Annotated in this window: 16 protein-coding genes; 8 read left to right on the top strand and 8 right to left on the bottom strand. The window is 68.1% G+C overall.

Annotated features, from left to right (window positions below):
• The first annotated feature begins 182 nt into the window (after positions 1 to 182).
• From ACIOGX_RS02130 to ACIOGX_RS02120, 3 genes are read left to right on the top strand one after another with little or no spacing between them, the layout of a single operon-like run.
• Positions 183 to 1,154 (top strand): ATP-binding cassette domain-containing protein, encoded by a 972-nt coding sequence (locus ACIOGX_RS02130; RefSeq protein WP_401758969.1) that lies wholly within the window; start codon positions 183 to 185, stop codon positions 1,152 to 1,154.
• A complete protein-coding gene (locus ACIOGX_RS02125) occupies positions 1,151 to 1,939 on the top strand; it encodes an ABC-2 family transporter protein (RefSeq protein ID WP_356517565.1) in 789 nt (262 codons plus the stop codon). The genes ACIOGX_RS02130 and ACIOGX_RS02125 overlap by 4 nt, the downstream gene beginning before the upstream one ends.
• Positions 1,940 to 1,944: 5 nt before the next feature.
• On the top strand, positions 1,945 to 2,745 hold the full coding sequence (locus ACIOGX_RS02120; protein WP_356517563.1) for an ABC-2 family transporter protein: 801 nt from the start codon (positions 1,945 to 1,947) through the stop codon (positions 2,743 to 2,745).
• A 109-nt stretch (positions 2,746 to 2,854) separates the two neighbouring features.
• Here ACIOGX_RS02120 and ACIOGX_RS02115 read toward each other — a convergent pair whose 3' ends face one another.
• From ACIOGX_RS02115 to ACIOGX_RS02095, 5 genes are all read right to left on the bottom strand, one after another.
• Entirely contained in the window at positions 2,855 to 3,952 is a 1,098-nt protein-coding gene (locus ACIOGX_RS02115) for a glutamate--cysteine ligase (RefSeq protein WP_384769672.1), read from the bottom strand.
• 198 nt (positions 3,953 to 4,150) lie between these two features.
• A complete protein-coding gene (locus ACIOGX_RS02110) occupies positions 4,151 to 4,975 on the bottom strand; it encodes a family 1 encapsulin nanocompartment shell protein (RefSeq protein WP_401758964.1) in 825 nt (274 codons plus the stop codon).
• Positions 4,956 to 6,101, bottom strand: coding sequence for a Dyp-type peroxidase (locus tag ACIOGX_RS02105; RefSeq protein WP_356517557.1), 1,146 nt, complete (start codon positions 6,099 to 6,101; stop codon positions 4,956 to 4,958). The genes ACIOGX_RS02110 and ACIOGX_RS02105 overlap by 20 nt, the downstream gene beginning before the upstream one ends.
• Before the next feature lie 129 nt (positions 6,102 to 6,230).
• On the bottom strand, positions 6,231 to 6,971 hold the full coding sequence (locus tag ACIOGX_RS02100) for a class I SAM-dependent methyltransferase (protein WP_401910503.1): 741 nt from the start codon (positions 6,969 to 6,971) through the stop codon (positions 6,231 to 6,233).
• 969 nt (positions 6,972 to 7,940) lie between these two features.
• Positions 7,941 to 8,312: a peptidase inhibitor family I36 protein gene (locus ACIOGX_RS02095; RefSeq protein WP_356517553.1), complete on the bottom strand. Its 372-nt coding sequence runs from the start codon at positions 8,310 to 8,312 to the stop codon at positions 7,941 to 7,943.
• Positions 8,313 to 9,179: 867 nt separating this feature from the next.
• On the opposite strand from ACIOGX_RS02095, the gene ACIOGX_RS02090 reads away from it, so the two are divergent.
• Both ACIOGX_RS02090 and ACIOGX_RS02085 read left to right on the top strand, forming a co-directional pair.
• Positions 9,180 to 9,992 (top strand): cytochrome P450, encoded by an 813-nt coding sequence (locus ACIOGX_RS02090; RefSeq protein WP_401909486.1) that lies wholly within the window; start codon positions 9,180 to 9,182, stop codon positions 9,990 to 9,992.
• 520 nt (positions 9,993 to 10,512) lie between these two features.
• Positions 10,513 to 12,696, top strand: coding sequence for a right-handed parallel beta-helix repeat-containing protein (locus ACIOGX_RS02085; protein ID WP_401909483.1), 2,184 nt, complete (start codon positions 10,513 to 10,515; stop codon positions 12,694 to 12,696).
• 63 nt (positions 12,697 to 12,759) lie between these two features.
• On the opposite strand, the gene ACIOGX_RS02080 is transcribed toward ACIOGX_RS02085, so the two are convergent.
• Both ACIOGX_RS02080 and ACIOGX_RS02075 read right to left on the bottom strand, forming a co-directional pair.
• Entirely contained in the window at positions 12,760 to 12,939 is a 180-nt protein-coding gene (locus ACIOGX_RS02080) for a hypothetical protein (RefSeq protein ID WP_401909480.1), read from the bottom strand.
• Positions 12,940 to 13,130: 191 nt separating this feature from the next.
• Complete coding sequence (locus ACIOGX_RS02075) at positions 13,131 to 13,238, bottom strand: NAD-dependent epimerase/dehydratase family protein (protein WP_401909477.1); 108 nt, start codon at positions 13,236 to 13,238, stop codon at positions 13,131 to 13,133.
• Positions 13,239 to 13,320: 82 nt separating this feature from the next.
• Between ACIOGX_RS02075 and ACIOGX_RS02070 the strand changes: the two genes are divergently transcribed.
• A complete protein-coding gene (locus ACIOGX_RS02070) occupies positions 13,321 to 13,899 on the top strand; it encodes a TetR/AcrR family transcriptional regulator (RefSeq protein WP_383966644.1) in 579 nt (192 codons plus the stop codon).
• Positions 13,900 to 14,009: 110 nt separating this feature from the next.
• On the opposite strand, the gene ACIOGX_RS02065 is transcribed toward ACIOGX_RS02070, so the two are convergent.
• Positions 14,010 to 14,891 carry an MBL fold metallo-hydrolase gene (locus ACIOGX_RS02065; RefSeq protein WP_401909473.1) on the bottom strand — a complete coding sequence of 294 codons (882 nt, stop codon included), beginning with the start codon at positions 14,889 to 14,891 and terminating at the stop codon, positions 14,010 to 14,012.
• A 401-nt stretch (positions 14,892 to 15,292) separates the two neighbouring features.
• On the opposite strand from ACIOGX_RS02065, the gene ACIOGX_RS02060 reads away from it, so the two are divergent.
• Positions 15,293 to 16,111: a DeoR/GlpR family DNA-binding transcription regulator gene (locus ACIOGX_RS02060; protein ID WP_401758944.1), complete on the top strand. Its 819-nt coding sequence runs from the start codon at positions 15,293 to 15,295 to the stop codon at positions 16,109 to 16,111.
• Positions 16,112 to 16,518: 407 nt separating this feature from the next.
• Complete coding sequence (locus ACIOGX_RS02055; protein ID WP_401758942.1) at positions 16,519 to 17,403, top strand: spherulation-specific family 4 protein; 885 nt, start codon at positions 16,519 to 16,521, stop codon at positions 17,401 to 17,403.
• Positions 17,404 to 17,430: the final 27 nt, after the last annotated feature.

Raw genomic sequence — 17,430 nt, 5'->3', positions numbered from 1 at the left:
GCCCGGCCACCAGCGGGCGAGGAGGCGCGGCCATGCCACGCGGACCGTGCCGCGGAAGTCGAAGACGACGGGAGCGCCGAGGCCGTGATCGGTAATTCGATGGCGGCGAAGGCGAGTTGACGGGCACACTCGCTGATCGACTGCTTCCCGCGCGGGAAGTCACGCGGTCCAGGAAGGCACCTATGCCCGTCATCGAGGTGACAGACCTCGTCAAGGAGTTCCGCAGACCCAAGCGGCACGAAGGCTCGTTCGCGGGCATCCGCACCCTGCTGACCCGTGAGTACACCGTCAACCGGGCCGTCGACGGCATCAGCTTCCGGATCGAGCCGGGCGAGATAGTGGGTTACCTCGGTCCCAACGGCGCCGGGAAGTCCACCAGCATCAAAATGCTCACCGGCATTCTCGTCCCCACCTCCGGCACCGTCCGCGTCGCCGGAGCCACGCCCTGGCGCGACCGGGCCCGTAACGCCCGCCAGATCGGCGTGGTCTTCGGCCAGCGCAGCCAGCTCTGGTGGGACCTGCCACTGCGCGACTCGCTGTGGCTGATCGGCCGGCTCTACGACGTACCCGCGGGCCGGTTCGCCGAGAAACAGAAACAGTTCACCGAACTGCTCGACCTCGGCTCCTTCCTCGACACCCCGGTGCGCCAGCTCTCGCTCGGCCAGCGCATGCGCGGCGACCTCGCCGCCGCCATGCTCTACGACCCGAGCATCCTCTACCTCGACGAACCCACCGTCGGACTCGACATCGTCGCCAAGGAACGAATACGCGGCTTCGTCGCCGAACTCAACCGCGAGTCCGGCACCACGGTCGTCCTCACCACCCACGACCTCGACGATGTCGAGGAACTGTGCCAACGCATCGTGCTCATCGACCACGGCAAAGTCGCCTACGACGGCGACGTGGACGAACTCAAGGCCCGCTACGCCCCGCACCGCGAACTCGTCGTGCGGACCGAGCACCTCGACGAGGTCGAGGGCGCCGAGATCGTCCGCCGCGAGGAGGGCAAGGTGTGGCTCCGCTTCGACCCCGCGCGGACCTCGCCCGCCCGGCTGGTCGCCGCGGTACTGGCGGAACACCGGGTGACCGATCTGTCGATCGTGGAACCCGAGCTGGAGAGCGTCATCCACCGGATCTACGCGGACCGCGGATGAAAGCCCATCTCGCCTGCGCCCGGATGGAGTTCCGCGTCGCCCTCGCCTACCGCACGTCCTACCTGTCGACGTTCGTGATGATGCTCCTGCAGATCTACCTGCTGACGGTGGTGTGGAGCGCGTTCTACGACGGTCGCGAGGACGTGGACGGGATCCCCCTCGGCACCATGACGGCGTACGCGACCCTGGCCACCCTCCAGTACACGCTGGTCAGCCCCTGGCGGTCGTCGCCCATCGACCAGCGGGTGCGTGAGGGCAAGGTCGCGGTGGACCTGCTGCGCCCCATCGGCTTCCCCGGGCAGATGCTGGCGGGCCAGCTCGGGTGGATCTCCGCCTCGGTGCCGGTCCTGGTGGTGGCACTGCCGTTCGCGCTGCTGGTCGGCGCGGGCCGGGCCCCCGCGTCACCGGCCGCCGCGTTCGCCTATCCGCTGGCTCTGCTCGGCGCGCTGGTCGTCAGCCAGCTGCTGGGGCTGCTGCTCGGCATGGTGTCCTTCTGGACACTGGAGGTGAGCGGAGCCCTGCTGGCCTACCGCTTCGTCGCACAGTTCTTCTCCGGTGCCCTCGTACCCCTGTGGTTCATGCCGGATCCGGTCAGGTCCGCCGCGGAACTGCTCCCCTTCCAGGCGACCGCGCACGCCCCGGCCGCCATCTACCTCGGCCAGGCCGAGGGCTCCGGTATCGCCGCCGCCCTCGCCGTGCAGCTGGGGTGGATCGTCGCCCTGAGCGGGCTGGCCGCGCTGGTCTGGTCGCGGGCACGGCACCGCGTCATGTCGCAGGGCGGGTGAGCGCGATGCGAGGGCTTCGTGTCTACCTGCTGCTGGCCGGTGCGGCGTTCCGCGCCGAATTCCAGTACCGGGGAAACCTGTTCATCAACATCATCGGCGGTCTGTTCTACCAGGGCGTCGGGCTGGCCTTCATCTGGGCGGTCCTCGATCGTTTCGGCGAGGTCGGCGGCTGGGGGCTGTCCGAGATCGCCTTCCTCTACGGGCTGCGTCTCACCGCCCACGGCCTCTGGCTCGTCCCGGGCCACCAGCTGATCCATGTCGACGAGGTCGTCGTCGAGGGGGAGTACGACAGGTATCTGATCCGGCCCGTGTCGCCGTTGGTCCAACTCCTCACCCGCCGGCTTCGGCTGAGCGCGCTCGGCGATCTGCTGGGCGGGTTCGTACTGCTGGCCTTCGCCTCGGCCCAGGCGCCGGTCGACTGGTCACCGGGAGCCGTCGGCTTTCTGCTGCTGGCGGTCGTCGGTGGCGCGCTGGTGGAGGGATCCCTGCAACTCGCGGCCTCAGGACTGGCGTTCAGGATGAAGAAGGTCACTCCGATCAAGTTCGCCATCGACATGATCTTCAGCGACTTCGGCAACTACCCGCTGAAGATCTTCGGTTCGGCCGCCGGCTTCGGTCTGACCTTCGTCTTTCCCCTGGCGTTCGTCGCCTACCTCCCGGCCACCGTGCTGCTGGACCGCGAGGAGGAACTGGCCGTGCCCGCGTGGCTCGGCTGGGGAGCGCCCGTCGTCGGCGTCCTGCTGATGTACGCCGCGTACCGCTTCTGGGTGCACCAGTCCCGCCACTACGAGAGCAGCGGGCACTGAGCGGGACCTGTGGAGAGCGGCGGTCACTGAGCGGGACCTGTGGAGAGCGGCGGTCACTGAGCGGGACCTCGTGGCCCCGCGGGCCTCTCCCTTCAGAAACGCGGATCCTTCACTTCAGGAACAAGGAGCGGAGATAGGCCGACACATCAGACAGTTCGCCGCCTTCCTGGACGACCTTCCGTTGCCGGCCGGCCCAGGAGCCGTTCGCGCGTAACTCCGCGAGCAGATCGCCGGCCAGATCGAGGTCCCCCGCGTCGGACAGCGCGGGAGCGACATGCTCCACCAGTCGTTCCACCGATGTCCAGGCGGGTAACGGGCGCCCGGAGGACACGTCCAGGGCGTCGCCCTCCAGTCCGTACCGGGCCGCCTGCCAGTGGGCCGCGGCCAGCAACTGATCGGAGACCGGGGGGAGTTCGGTGTCCCGTTCCACATCCCGCAGGCAGGTGGCGACCAGCGCGCGGGTCAGTCCCGCCAGCAGGATCACGGTGTCGCTGGTGGGGCAGACATCCATGACGCGTATCTCGATGGTGGGTACGTTCTCGGAAGGGCGGGCGAACCAGTACGCCATCTTCCGGTCGAGGAGCACCTCCGAGGCGACCAGGCTGTCGAGCAGGGCGTCGTACTGACCGGCGTCGGCGAACAGCGGAGCCGGACCCGCCACCGGTGTGTATCCCCACCAGGTTGACCGAAAGCTCGCGTATCCGGTCTCCCTCCCCAGCGAGATGGGGGAGTTGGCGGCGAGCGCCTGGAGTGTGGGCAGCCAGGTCCGAAGACGGTTGCTCACCCGGACGGCATATTCCCGGTCGGGCATACCGACGTGGACGTGCAGGCCGCACGGTATGTGGCCGAACACGAGAGCACCGTACTTCTGGCGGATCGCACGATAGCGGGCGCCACTGGTCGACGGCATGTACGGCCCGGACACCAGCTCCGTCCCGCACGCCAGCACCGCACAGCCCGCCTTCTCCGCGGCGGCCGAGGCGGCCGAGCGCAGGGAGCGCACGTCGTCGGCCAGCAGGGACAGTTCATGATGAGGCTCCGTCACGGCCTCCACCACCGCCGCGGACACCTCCGGCTTCAGCCGTTGAGCGGGGCCGGTGGTGGGCGCGGCCGCGATCACCGCCTCGAAAGCAGGCACGGCCGCCCCACTGTCCGGGTCGACCAGCAGGAACTCCTCCTCAACACCGACGGACAACGGCTGTGCCATGGGCTTCCCCTCCCGGGCTTCGGAGCCTTGAGTATGTGCACGGCCGAAGCCCCACCGCTATACCACCTCACCCGTAACCGGCCACCTGCCCCAGAGCCCACGGAAGCCGCCGACCACGCGCGGCGAGCGCTTCGCCCGCTGTCCGGCGCCGCACCGCGCGATCGCCCGCGATGCGCGGACTGCCGGTCGAGGTCCCCGTCAAGAAGACCCGGTCGTGTCCGGGGCCTTCACCTCCACGGACACGACGGCTTCGCTCGTGTGGACGAGGAAGGTCAGCGTCTCCTGGAAGTACAGACGGACAGCGCGCTCGTCGTGCGACAGGTATCCGATGGACACGTCCTGGCCGATGCGCAGTTCGAAGTCGCCGCCCCGGGTGGACAGTAGGAAAGCCCCCTCGATCGCGGGCGCCCACACGATGTCGCCGTCCAGGAGCCGGGCCATGTGCTTGATGACCGGATAGCCGTAGTCGGAGGTCTCGCTGACGGCGGTGTACGCCTCGGCGCTCAGCGCGAGGGCGTACGGACCGCCGACCCCAGCCAGCCGCAGCGCGCTCGCGGCCTTGCTGACGACGGTCGGATAGTCGCGCACGTCGGCGGGCACGGTCAGGGCCCGGTTCGACGCGCTCGCCCGCAGCCCCGCGACACCGGCGGCGGGATAGCCCTCGAACACGGCACGGTCCTCGGCGAACGCGAGTCTTCGCGCCGCGTCCTTCACGGGCTGCCAGTCCGCGTCCTTGGCCCCGCGTTCCACATCGTCCACCTGCTGCCGGTCCACGGTGAACGGCACGCGCAGCTCCACAAGGGGCTGAAAGCCACGTGCATGGGCCGTGACCCCGGGGGCCGGGGCCTCGGCAGCCTCAAGATGGCCGGTGCCCACACCGGACAGCTCGGCGCCGCCCGGCTCGGGAACGTCCACGATCCGGCGGCCCGCCACATGGCGCGTGAACGTACGCCGCGCCTCCTGCTCCATATCGGCCCACGCGGCGGAGGAGATGGGCGCCAGTTCACGGTGCAGATTGCTCATCGGCGGTACTCGCCTTCTGTCGCTCTCTCAGGCCCCCGACCCCCAGGGAGCCGTCCACGGCGGAGTCGTCCACGGCCGGGAACCGGGCCACAGGGGGGTCGGGGACGGCATCGGTGTCAGCCCTCCCGGCTCTTCCGGCGTTCTCGCCGCGGCCCGGCGGATCGGGGAGATCGTCCAGGAAATCGCTGGTCGGCACGTAGAACAGTGACCCGGTGACCGCTGTGGAGAAGTCCAGGATCCGGTCGTGCGACACCGGGGGAGTGTTGTCGTGGGGCACCGGGGGAGTGCCCAGGAACATGCGCTCCAGCATCCGCTCGGTCACGGTCGGGGTACGGGCGTATCCGATGAAGTACGTGCCGAACTCGCCCTGTCCGACGGTCCCGAAGGGCATGTTGTCGCGCAGGATCTCGTGCTTGGTCCCGTCCGGGTCCTCGATCGTGGTGAGGGCCACATGGGAATCGGCCGGCTTGACGGCGTCGTCGAGTTCGATGTCGGACAGCTTCCTGCGCCCGATCGCCCTCTCCTGCGCCTCGACCGGAAGAGCGTTCCAGGCCCGCAGATCGTGCAGATACTTCTGCACGACCACATAGCTGCCTCCGCGGAACGGCGGGTCCTCCTCGCCGATCAGCACGGCGGCGCTCGCCGCCGGGCCCGTCGGATTCTCGGTGCCGTCGACGAATCCGAGCAGGTCACGCACGTCGAAGTACTTGAATCCATGGACCTCGTCGCACACGGTGACGACATCACGCAGCCGCGCCATGATCTCGGCCGCGAGCGCGAAACACAGGTCCAGGCGGGCGGCTCTGATGTGGAAGAGCAGGTCACCGGGTGTCGACACGGCGCGGTGGCGGGATCCCGTCAGCTCGGGGAAGGGATGCAGCTCCGCCGGGCGGGCCCCGGAGAACAGGCGGTCCCACGCCTGCGAGCCGATGCCCACGACGGCGCCGAGCCTGCCGTCCGGTGTGGCGCGGAAGCCCACTGCCCGCTGTAGCCCGTTCAGGTCCGACAACAGCCCCCGTGTGACCGGCTCGCCGCCCCGGTTGATGGTGAGGACCAGGAAGATCGCCGCGGCTGTCAGCGGGGACAGCACCGGCTGGGGAACCGGCTCGTGGGAGTGGACGCCCATGGGCCACATCCCTTTCTCGCGTCACGGCTCGGAAGGCGAGGCTCCGTCCACCGTATGGCGGGACCGCGACACCCGCCACCGCGCCGCTCGGCCCCTCTCGCCCCCGGGCCGTACCGGGGCGCGGAGCCGCTACATGGGCGGGACGCGGTAGACGGAGACGTGAGAGCGCGACTCGGCCGTGAACGCGGATCCGTCCCAGTCCCCGTGCCTGGTCTCCAGGTCGAATCCGGCCAGCCGGGCCATGAGGTCGAGTTCGGCCGGCCAGATGTAGCGGTGAGGGCTGCGGAACAACTGCGCCTGCTGGGTCTCGTCGAACCGGAAGTGGTGCGATACCACGTGCTGGCGCAGGACGTCGTAGGTGTCCAAACCGATGTAGCCGGGTTCGCAGTGCCAGACGGTGGCCTCCTGGCCCGGCGGTAGCTTGCGCAGCTCGGGCACCCAGAGCTCGATCACGAACCGGCCGCCGGGCGTGAGATGGCGGGCGGCGTTGTGGAAACACTGGACCTGCTCGTCCTGGGTGAGCAGGTTGGAGATCGTGTTGAAGACGAGGTAGACGAGGTCGAATTTCCCGGGGGCGACGGCGGTCGCCATGTCACCGATGACCACGGGGATCGTCGCTTCGTCCACCTTGGTCCGCAGTCGCTCCACCATCGGGCGCGAGAGCTCGATGCCGGTGACGGAGACCCCTCGCTCCGCGAGCGGGACGGCTACCCGTCCGGTCCCGATGGCGAACTCAAGCGCCGCTCCGTCCCCGGCGAGCTGAGCGAGGCGGTCCACGGTCGGTCCCAGCACCTCGGGCGCGAACATGCCGGAGCCGGGCGTGTCATAGCGCTGGGCGGTATCGGCGTCCCAGATCTCTTCCTGCTGCATGCCGCCAAGCTTGCTGCCGCCCGACGCGTTGTCCAACGATTTTCCCGCCACCGCCACCGCCACCGCCACCGCCACCGCCACCGCCACCGCCACCGCCACCGCTCCCACGCCGACGACCGGTTGGCTGGGCGCGGGACTCTTTGTGGCTGGCTGGCTGGCTGACGGGACGGGCATAGGCTCGAGTGTCTTCGTTTCATGATCCACTCGCGCTGGACGAGGACTTCTTCTCGGCCCCGCATGCCTCCTATGCGGCCCTGCGGTGCAAGGGCGACGTCCATCGGGCCGTCACTCAGGACGGCGCCCCACTCGTCCTCGTCACCGGGTACCGGGAGGTGCGGGACTCCCATCTCGCCTTCGGGCACGGACTGCATTATTGCCCCGGCGCGTCTCTCGCCCGCTTGGAAAACAGCGTCGCCGTCGTCTCCCTGATGTCCAGGTTCCCTGGATTATCACTGATCGATCACCCTGACAGGTTGCGGTGGGTCGCCTCTCCGCGGAGCCGCTGTCTCTCCGAACTGCGTGTTTCCCTAGGTCCGTTCCAGGGCTGAGCCTGGAGAAGCGGGCCCGTGCGGGCCCAGTGTCGCGCGCGTTTTCGGACGCGGCCCCGTTCACCGGCCTGAGCCCATGCTGTTTCCGTACGTTGGTCACCGCGCCGCGCCGCGCAAGGGCTGGTGCCCGCGCGTACGAGGCCGCGCCGTGCACCGGCCTGGTGCCATGCCGGCGGGGCCCCGCGACGAGGGGCTGCCCGATCCCTCGAAAGACACCCGGGCCTGTGAGCCGTCCTGCGGATAGCCGATCGCCGCGATGGCCACTGACAACACCACAGCCCAGCCCGCACCCGCGCCTCCACTGCTCACACCACACGAGCAGTCCCGGGCGTAGCGGCAGCACGGCTGCCGCCACGCTGACGGACTCCACCTCGCCTCCGCAGTGATTCCTCGAGGCAGGGCACGATTCGGCCAGAGAGAGTCAGCACCACAGGTGTGCCCAGTTATTGGAACTGCCGTTGTCGCCGTGGATCGCGTCACTGGGGGAGGAAGTCTGAGGCTGGATGGCCTTAACGGTCCCTTGGTAGTTCCTGGCGGACCAGACGCAGGCGATCATGCCCTCGGTGCCATTGTTGTACCAGGAGGAATCCTTGTTCTCGATGTCCCAGGAGCCCCAGGAAGCGTTGCTACCACCGAACTTGAACATCCTGCCCTCGTAGTTCGGATGCTCCCAGACACACAGGTAGCCGCGCGGACAGTCCGCCGTACCGGCGGAAGCAGTGGTTGCGGGGCCGGCGAGTGTCAGAGTGGCGGCGAATCCGACAGAGACGATGGAAACAAGAGCGCGACGCATGGTGATCTCCTCTTTCGCCTGGGCCGTTGGGTCGATCGTGCCTTCGCAACCTACGGCGCCCCGGAGGCGGTATGCCGTCGGCGCCGCGGTCTGTGACGGAAAGTGATTCACCCTCGGCTCAAGATGCTCTCTACCTCCGAATGTGCCTTCCTGCTAACGCGTCTTGGCCCCTTGGACCGTGTCCAATGGAGTGGTCAGGAACCGCCACATGAGAGACAGCACCGCCGTGGCCGGTTTCGTCAGTTCACCTGGTTCCGCGGGGTCGGTAGTGTCGTGGTCAAAGCGGTGCGCCCACGGCCGGCCGTGTACCGCTTGATAAGGAGGACCCGCAATGTCATGGATCACCAGATGCCTTCGAGCACTCAGCGGTGAGATGCGTGCACGTCGAAACCAGTACGGCGACAGGTACGGGCGGAAGGATTGATTCTCTGTTCCTGCGCGACGGGATGCGTCGTCGGATCGACGTATCCCGTCCCCTGTCGATGGGCTTAAGAACTCGTGTTCCTGGACAGACAGAGCCTGTGGCGTCATCTGCGGCAGTGGGAAAACCTGGCGGCGGAGGCCGAAGGCCCGTTCAGGCTGCGCTTCGGGACACTGTTCGTCGCCGACGCGGATTCAGCACGGGAGATTCTGGTCGACTCGGCCGACCGATATATACAGCAGTCCGGATTCTTCCGCCTCGGTCCCGAGCCTCTTCCTCAGGCGCTTCGGACGGCAGCGTCACATGAACTGCTCAGAGCCTTGAGCCATCACGATCTCCATGCGCTGTTCGACGTTGACGACGCCATTCATGAGTTGAGCGACAGCCGGGGCCATCTTCGGCACCAACGGTGGGGAGTGAGGCTGGTCCGGCGGTACTTCGCCCCCGTGATCGCGCACCATCGTCATACCGCACTCAACTCGCTTGTCGACGCGTACGTGGAATCCAGCGTCATCGCCGACGACGTCGTCGGCCGTGTGGTGACGCCCTCACACCGTTCGGTACGCCGCATCCGGGCCGGGTTCGCCGAACAGCTCAGACGGCTTCCGGCGCGGGAAACCGAAGCCGCAGCCACACCCGCAACAACTGCAACCGACGCCGACGCCGACGTGCGGGATCTGGTCGACGTGGTACTCGGTCTGCGGGGGGAGTTGACCCCGGCGGACCGCGCGCAACTTCTCCAGCGACTCATACTCTCCATGGTCGGCTTCACCGGAGCCGCCCTCGAATGGGTCGTGCTCCTCGGCATCCAACACGGGTACAACACCCCGGCGGTACGGCCGGACCAGGTCCGCTCTCTGGTCAGGGAGACCTTGCGCCTGTACCCGACCGCATGGCGCCTGGTCAGGGAAGCGGCCACCGACCACGAGATACGTGGCGTGCCGGTCAGCAAGGGCGAACATGTCATGATCGGCACCCACGCGATCCACCGGTCGGGAGCCGTATGGGACAGGCCACTGGATTTCGATCCGTCACGCTGGGAAAGGCTCACCGACGACCAGCGGCGAGCCTTTCTCCCCTTCGGTAAAGGTGCGGAGATGTGCCCGGCCAACGGATTCGCCCTCAAAGCGCTGGAGCATCTCGGCCACCTCATCCTGCACGGCTACCGGGGCACCGTGCGGATACGGAAACGGACGCCGCACGCCCGCACGCTCCTGGCACCACCAGCGGGCTGGACCCGCCTCACCAAGAGCGGATGACGCGATCCCCCGCATCGCGCCGTCGCTGTCCACCCGTGAGCCACACCGCACCACACCACTCCACACCACACCGAGAGCAGGTCGCCGCCGTCGGACACGGACGGTCCCGACGGCCGAAACGGTTGCTCAGCTCAGCCCGGACCAGAAACGGAGGAGTACGCGTCATCCCGGGGGAGGAGGCGGTCCGGTCGGCGGTTCCCGGCAGGAGCCGTGCGGCCAACAGCCTTTCGGGCAGCGGCCGTTCCGACAGGAGCCGCCTCGTGGCCTCCACGCTTCGCGTGCCGACCCGGGACGAGCCCCGGCAGCAGCATGGCGGGGAATGTTTACTTCTGTTGTTCCTCTTGTTCTTTTTTGGTGACGGCCCTACTTTCCAGCTATGACCTCGGATGAATGGCCTCGGACACCTCCTCGAAGGAACGACATGAGATCTCTGCGACCGGGCTTCGCCCCCTCTCGGTTCGGTGGGCGAAACGCCGTCCGATCCGCCACTGTCCTGGCCGTCGGGGTGTTGACTGCCCTGATGGGAACGGCCACCGCGCAGCCCGCCCTGCGACCGCAGACCTCCACGGTCATCGGAGGTCTTGGCGGTGCGGCCGTCGTGGACAACACCGGCCGCACGGTCATCGACGTCACGGACTTCGGCGCGGACCCTTCCGGCAAGGCCGACTCCGCGGCGGCCGTCGACGCCGCGATCGCCCACGCGAAGACCGTGGACGGTCCCACCACCCTCCACTTCCCGTCCGGTACGTACCACATCTGGCCCGAACGGACGCCGAAGCGGGAGCTGTACGTCAGCAACACGGTCGGCAGCGACCAGGCGTTCAAGACGAAGAACATCGGCATCCTCATCGAGGACATGCGGGACGTCGTCGTCGACGGCGGCGGGTCGACGATCGTCAACCACGGCTTCCAGACCGTCTTCGCGGCGATCCGATCGAGCGACGTGCGCTTCACCAACTTCTCGCAGACATGGGTCGCCCCCAAAACGGTCGACATCACGGTCGCCGACGCCGGGGTCGACTCCGGGCAGGCGTACCGGATCATCGACATCCCCGAGACGTACCACTACGCCGTGGAAGGCACCTCGGTGCGCTGGAACGGCGAGCGGAGCCCGGCCACCGGACAGCCGTACTGGACCGGCACGAACTCCTTCGACTACTCCCAGGTCCACGACCCCGCGACCAACAGGACATGGCGCACGTCCAACCCGGTCTTCCAGAACGTCACGAACATCACCGAACTCGGCGGCGACAGGCTGCGGATCACCTACGGCGACAGCACCGCCCCCGGCGACCGCGGATACGTCTATCAGATGCGCGAGGTCACCAGAGACACCCCGGGCGCGCTGTTCTGGGAGTCGTCGCGTGTCACGGTCGATCACCTCCGGCTCGGCTATCTGCACGGCTTCGGCATCGTGGGCCAGCTCAGCGAGGACATCAGCGTCGACTCGGTCACCTTCAAGGCCGACCGCGGCAGTGGCCGCGTCACCTCGGGCTTCGCCGACCACATCCAGATGTCCGGCGTCAAGGGCACCGTACGCATCACCAACAGCGTCTTCGACAACCCGCAGGACGACCCGATCAACATCCACGGCACCTACCTCCAGGCGACCGCCGCAGAGCGGGAGACGCTGAGCCTGCGCTACATGCACAACGAGACGTCCGGATTTCCCCAGTTTCATCCGGGCGACACGATCGAACTCGTCGACAAGCGCACCATGCTCGCCGCCCCCGGCGCGACGGCGAAGGTGGTCTCGGTGACCGGACCGACCGGCAGCGGTGTCCCGGCCGGCGCGGACCCGGACACCTACCTGCGCACCATGACCGTGGTCCTCGACCAGACACTGCCCGCCGCGGTGCTCGCCGCCCCGGGCGACTACGTGGCCGAGAACACCACCTACACGCCGACCGTCGAGATCACCGGAAACACGTTCCAGGCCGTTCCCACGCGAGGGATCCTCGTGACAACGCGCAGGCCGGTGCGGATCGAGAACAACCGCTTCGACGGCATGAGCATGGCCAGCATCTACATCTCGTCCGACGCCCGCTCCTGGTACGAGTCGGGCCCGGTACGGAACGTCACCATCCGCGGCAATGTCTTCGACCGCCCCGCGAGCCCGGTCATCTTCTTCGACCCCACCAACCAGGACTTCGTCGCAGGGCAGCCGGTGCACCGCAACGTCCTCGTCGAGGACAACGACTTCAACCTCACCGGCGGGACCATTCTCTCCGGCCGCGGTGTCGGCGATCTGACCTTCCGTGACAACCGCGTCGAGCGCTACGCCAAGCTGCGGCTCACCGGACCCTCGCGGGCCCTGCGTGTGGGTGACACGGCGACCGTGACCACGGACGCGCCGCCCGCGAGCCATACGTCCCCGCTGTTCACCTTCGACGGCGCGGATGACATCACCCTCGCCGGCAACACCTATGGCAGGGGCTTCAACAAGCGGGTGAACACGGCCAATATGGATGTTTCCGAGATCACGGTCACCGGTGACGGCCTGGCCCTCAACGCCGACAGCATCTCGTCCGCGCCGGTTGCCGTCAGCTACTCGAGCTCCCGCCCGAAGGTTGCCACGGTCGACAGCGAGGGCGTGGTCAAGGCGGTGGGCGGCGGCACGGCGTCGATCACCGCCCGCGCCACCATCGGCGGGGTACGGGTGACCTCCAACCCGGTGAAGGTCCTGGTCACCACCACGAGGTGACCAGGGCCGGTACGACCACGCCGCCCGGACGGACATCGCCCCGGGCGGCGTCTCCGCCGCTGGTCAGGCGGTGGTGGCAGGGGTGTCGAAGTAGTGCCCCTTGTCGAGGTTGTCGAGGTCGTCGAGGTCGTCGAGGAGGCCGGGGTGGGTCGGCCGCCAGTCCAGCAGCTCGCGGGTCAGGGTGTTCGACACCAGGGCGTCGAGACCCATGAAGGGGCTCAGCCAGGTGACGTGCCCGGCCACGGCCTCGGGGCGACGGAGGCCACCGGCACGTCGAGGTGGCGGCCGATCACCTCGGCGATGTCGCGGAGCGCGACGCCCTCCTCCGCGACGCCTCCTCCGCGACGCCGTGCAGCGCCGATCCGGCGGGCGCCTTCTGGACGGCCAGGCGGAACAGCCGTGCGACATCGGGGCGGTGGACCGCCGGCCAGTAGTTAGGTGTCGGAGCGGGCGAGCCCGGCGACCTCGTGTCCCGCGTCGACGAGATCGGGAACGACGGCGGAGCCGATGAAGCCGGACGCGCCGGTCACCAAGACGCGCACGAGGAACCTCAACTATTGACGTCAGTTACTGTCATCGAGCCTCCATCTGATATCAGCCGCTGTCATCACGTAGGATCCGCCCATGGGCAGATGGGAGCCGAACGCGCACGGGCGCCTGGCGACAGCAGCGCTGGAGCTCTACAACGAGCGCGGATACGAGCAGACCACCGTGGCCGAGATCGCCGGACGGGCCGGGCTCACGGAGCGGACCTTCTTCCGGCACTACGCCGACAAGCGCGAGGTACTGTTCGCCGGCTCCGGCGAGTTGCAGGAGCTGTTCGTACGGGCGGTCGCCGACGCTCCGGAGTCCGCGACGCCGATCGACGCACTGGCGGCGGGCCTCGACGCCGTCTCCGAGACGTTCGCCGACCTCCGCGAGTACGCGCGGAGGCGACAGAACGTCATCACGGCGAACCCGGAACTCAAGGAACGTGAGCTGATCAAACTCGCGTCGATCTCGGCCGCGCTCGCCGACACCCTGCGCCGACGCGGCGTCGCGGAGTCGGCCGCGAGCCTGACCGCCGAGGCGGGCGTCGCCGTCTTCAAGGTCGGCTTCGAGCGGTGGATCGTGGCCGCCGAGGAACGTGACATGGCGCAGCTGATGCGGGAATCGCTGGACGAGCTCAAGGCCGTGATCGCGGGCGGCCGGGGCGTGTGGTGAAAGAGGCGCGGTCCGCCCGCGGGGAGGGGCCCGCGTCCGCCGCGGCGGCCGAGGGGTCCCGGGCGAACTCCTGACGCGACCGGCCGGGAACACCACCCGTGGTGTGCGTGTCATCCGAGTGTTCTGGGGGCGGGCAGGACCGCCTCTGTCGCAACGGGCTCCCACCGCGTGCCGGTCAGACGTCCGAACGCCTGGTCACCGAAGTGGAAGGCGAACCCGGTCGTTCCCGGCCGTGCGAGTTCCCCGGCGATGCGCTTGCGCGCCGTCATGACCGCGGCGCTGTCGGAGTCCGGGCGCGACCCCCAGTGCGGATGCGCGATCTGCGCGGGGATGTGGAAGACATCGCCGAAGACCACGACCCGCTCGTTTCCCGCAGTGATCACATACGAGGTGTGTCCGGGAGAATGCCCCGGCGTCACCAGGGCGTGCACACCATCGAAGATCTCGTCTCCGTGTGAGATCAGGGTGTGCGCGTGCTTCATCGGTTCGATGGTGTCCTGAGCCGGTGCGCCGGGAACGATCTCGCCGCGGCTGTGCGGTGCCCACTCCTCGACGGCGACGAGATAGCGCGCGTCGGGGAAGAACTTCTCCGGTGTGAAGGACCAGCCGGTGTGGTCGGCATGCAGGTGGGTGAAGGCCACGGCCTCGATGTCGTGCGGCGCGATACCCAGCGCGGCGAGGGTTTCCGGGAGCGCGCCGGAGTTCGTGTGTCCGACAGGCTCTCCGTGGACCCTGGTCGGCCCGGACACGGGTCCGAGGCCGGCGTCGATGAGCAGGCGGCGGCCGTCGCGCTCCACGAGCAGTCCTCCCGCCGACATGGCGACCAAGCCGTGCTCGTCGAGCGTCTCCGGATGCTCCTGCCAGTACTCCGCGGGTACCTCGGGGAGGAAGCTCTCCGGCAGCATGCCCATCGCGCCGTCGACGACGTAGGTGAGGCGGGCGTCGCCCAGCTGGAGAGAGCGGACGGCGGACTGTTCGTTCAGTGCACCCATGAGTCGGGCCTGCTTCCTTGGTATCCGGTGGTACCTGCCGGTGCGGGACGAGTGGGGCTGTCCACGGCCACCAGCTTGCGGGCGCCGTCGGCCGTGTGCTGCCCGTTCTCGGGTTCTGGGTCACTAGGGATTTTCCCTGGTCCGTTCGGAGACCGCTCACGAGAGAGTGGCAATCCGTCGGCGCTTCCCGCGTCGGCCGACGTGAACACCGCGCGCTGCCGTGAGGCCACCGCACGCGCGCGCGTGGGGAAGTGGGCGAAATCGGCACGGCCGCGGCGGTCCGCGGCCTCACACACAGCTGTCGCTGGGCAGGCATATCGCAGGCGAACGAGGGCTCCAGGTCGTAGCACTTCAGGTTTGCCGGAAGGGCAGGCGAAGGTGAAGCGACCGTGGAGCGGCCGATGACCGACAGGAAACGCGACGAGCGCATCTCGATCATTCTCACGCTTCTGTCGCAGCGCGGAGACCTACAGGTCCACTTCCTTCCGAAAATTCTCGGAGTCTCCGGAGCCACGGTCCGCAGGGATCTGGCGGTCATGGAGGAAACGGGCCTCATCCGCCGTTCTTACGGCAAGGTCACCGCGGCCCGGCGCGGCGTCGAACTGCCGGTGAGTCTGAGGCATTCCCAGAACACCGAGGCGAAACGACGCATCGGATCCCTGACCTCGTCCCTGATCCCCAGTCGTCCCCTCACCATCGCGCTGACCGGCGGCACCACGATGGACTTCGTCGCCAGAAACCTGGCGACCCGCTCGGATCTCACGGTCGTGACGAACGGCCTGGACACGGCCACGTCCCTTATGGCGCGTCAGATGGTCCATGTCGTCGTCACCGGAGGAACCGCCAGGGCGCTCTCCAACGACCTCGTCGGAAAGGGAGCCGAGGAATCGCTGCGTTCGTACCGCTTCGACTTCGCGATCGTCGGGGCGGACGGCATCAGCCCGGCAGCTGGAATCACGCGCCACAGCTCCCGCGGAGCGGAGATCGACCGCGTCATGCTGGAGCAGGCGGAACATAGGATAGTCGTCGCCGACAGCTCCAAACTGGGCCGGGTACACAAGGCGAAAGTCGCCGACATCGGTTCCGTCGACACCGTAGTGACCGACTCGCATGCGAATCCCGCCATTGTCGCCGCTCTCCGGAAGGCCGGCGTGACGACGACCATGGTGGTTGTTCCTCCCCTCGGCGGCGCCGCTCAACAGCGCCGCCGTCAGCGGTGAGCGGCGGGAGAGAACCCGGTCCCGGAACGCGCCGAACGCGCCGAACGCGACAATGATCAATCCGAGTGCGCGTTGTCGGACGCGCCTCGATCCGCTGTCGTGGACCGTGGTGACCACCGTGTATTCGCCCTGATTTCGGCCACGTATCGCGAGCAGTGAGCAGTCAGAGTAAGCGGTGTGACGGTACGTAACAGAAAACCTTGTGAGCCGGAAAGGCAGCTTCTAGGGTGTGCGGGAGCGCCCGCCCGATCCTCCATTTGTGGGCGGTGGAAGGGCGCTCGTACCTTCGATCCCTTTCCCACGTCGTCTTCTGCCGAAGGAGGTTGTCCGACGTGCGTCCCCCACGCACACCCTGGTTATTACCGGGTGCGGCACCCGACGGTATCCCCCCACGAAAGAGGTTCACCATGACGTCGCGTTCCACCCGCTCCCTGATAGGCGGGGTGTTCGCCGCCGGAGCGCTCGCCCTGTGCGCGGTTCCGGCCGTTGCCGTCCCGGAGGCGCCCGTGGGCGACACCACGCAGGCGATCTCCCAGAAGGTCTCCGTGCCCGCCTACTTCTACCCCGGTCCTCTGTGGGACCAACTCACCCGGTCCGGAACGGGGGTTGGGCTGGCGGTCGCCAACCCGTACAACGGTCCCGGCGACGGTGACGACCAGTACACCGCGGCCATCAAGAAGGCCGACGCCGCCGGCATCACCGTCATCGGCTATGTGGCGACCGGCTACTTCGGTACCACCGGAATGACCACGCGGTCCGGCTCCACGGACCCGGACGAGTGGATGCGGCAGATCAAGGCCGATGTCGATGTCTGGTACCAGCTCTACGGTGGCGCGGGACTCGGCGGCATCTTCTTCGACGAGGGCCTGGCGCGCTGCGGTTCCGGAAACACCGACGTGAACCGGTACATCGAGCTGAAGAACTACGTCGAGAGCCGCTATGGCGACGACGCGGTCGTCGTGGACAACCCGGGGACCGGTGTCGAGGAGTGTTATACCGCGGCCGCCGACACACTGGTCACCTTCGAGGGCGACGAGAGTTCCTACCGCGGCCACCAGCCCGAGGCATGGGAGAGCAGCGCTTCCCCGGACAAGGTCTGGCACCTCGTCTATGACGTCCCGGACGAGGCCCGGATGCGTGGCGTCATGGAACTGGCACGCCAGCGCAATGCCGGGCATGTCTACGTCACCCCGGACACCATGGCGGACAAGAACCCCTGGGACACCCTGCCCCCGGACGCGTACTGGAACTCCGAGATCAGCCTCGCCGGCGGCGGTGCGGCCCGGCGTTGACGTCCGCCGGCCGTGCACGGGCACCGC

Origin of the sequence: Streptomyces sp. NPDC088147, assembly GCF_044741565.1 — a bacterium.
GTDB lineage: Bacteria > Actinomycetota > Actinomycetes > Streptomycetales > Streptomycetaceae > Streptomyces.
This window is presented reverse-complemented; position numbering and strand designations above follow the sequence as displayed.

Coding starts and splice junctions, on each gene's coding strand:
- ACIOGX_RS02130 (WP_401758969.1), top strand. CDS start 183: ATGCCCGTCATCGAGGTGACAGACCTCGTCAAGGAGTTCCGCAGACCC.
- ACIOGX_RS02125 (WP_356517565.1), top strand. CDS start 1,151: ATGAAAGCCCATCTCGCCTGCGCCCGGATGGAGTTCCGCGTCGCCCTC.
- ACIOGX_RS02120 (WP_356517563.1), top strand. CDS start 1,945: ATGCGAGGGCTTCGTGTCTACCTGCTGCTGGCCGGTGCGGCGTTCCGC.
- ACIOGX_RS02115 (WP_384769672.1), bottom strand. CDS start 3,952: ATGGCACAGCCGTTGTCCGTCGGTGTTGAGGAGGAGTTCCTGCTGGTC.
- ACIOGX_RS02110 (WP_401758964.1), bottom strand. CDS start 4,975: ATGAGCAATCTGCACCGTGAACTGGCGCCCATCTCCTCCGCCGCGTGG.
- ACIOGX_RS02105 (WP_356517557.1), bottom strand. CDS start 6,101: ATGGGCGTCCACTCCCACGAGCCGGTTCCCCAGCCGGTGCTGTCCCCG.
- ACIOGX_RS02100 (WP_401910503.1), bottom strand. CDS start 6,971: ATGCAGCAGGAAGAGATCTGGGACGCCGATACCGCCCAGCGCTATGAC.
- ACIOGX_RS02095 (WP_356517553.1), bottom strand. CDS start 8,312: ATGCGTCGCGCTCTTGTTTCCATCGTCTCTGTCGGATTCGCCGCCACT.
- ACIOGX_RS02085 (WP_401909483.1), top strand. CDS start 10,513: ATGGGAACGGCCACCGCGCAGCCCGCCCTGCGACCGCAGACCTCCACG.
- ACIOGX_RS02070 (WP_383966644.1), top strand. CDS start 13,321: ATGGGCAGATGGGAGCCGAACGCGCACGGGCGCCTGGCGACAGCAGCG.
- ACIOGX_RS02065 (WP_401909473.1), bottom strand. CDS start 14,891: ATGGGTGCACTGAACGAACAGTCCGCCGTCCGCTCTCTCCAGCTGGGC.
- ACIOGX_RS02060 (WP_401758944.1), top strand. CDS start 15,293: ATGACCGACAGGAAACGCGACGAGCGCATCTCGATCATTCTCACGCTT.
- ACIOGX_RS02055 (WP_401758942.1), top strand. CDS start 16,519: ATGACGTCGCGTTCCACCCGCTCCCTGATAGGCGGGGTGTTCGCCGCC.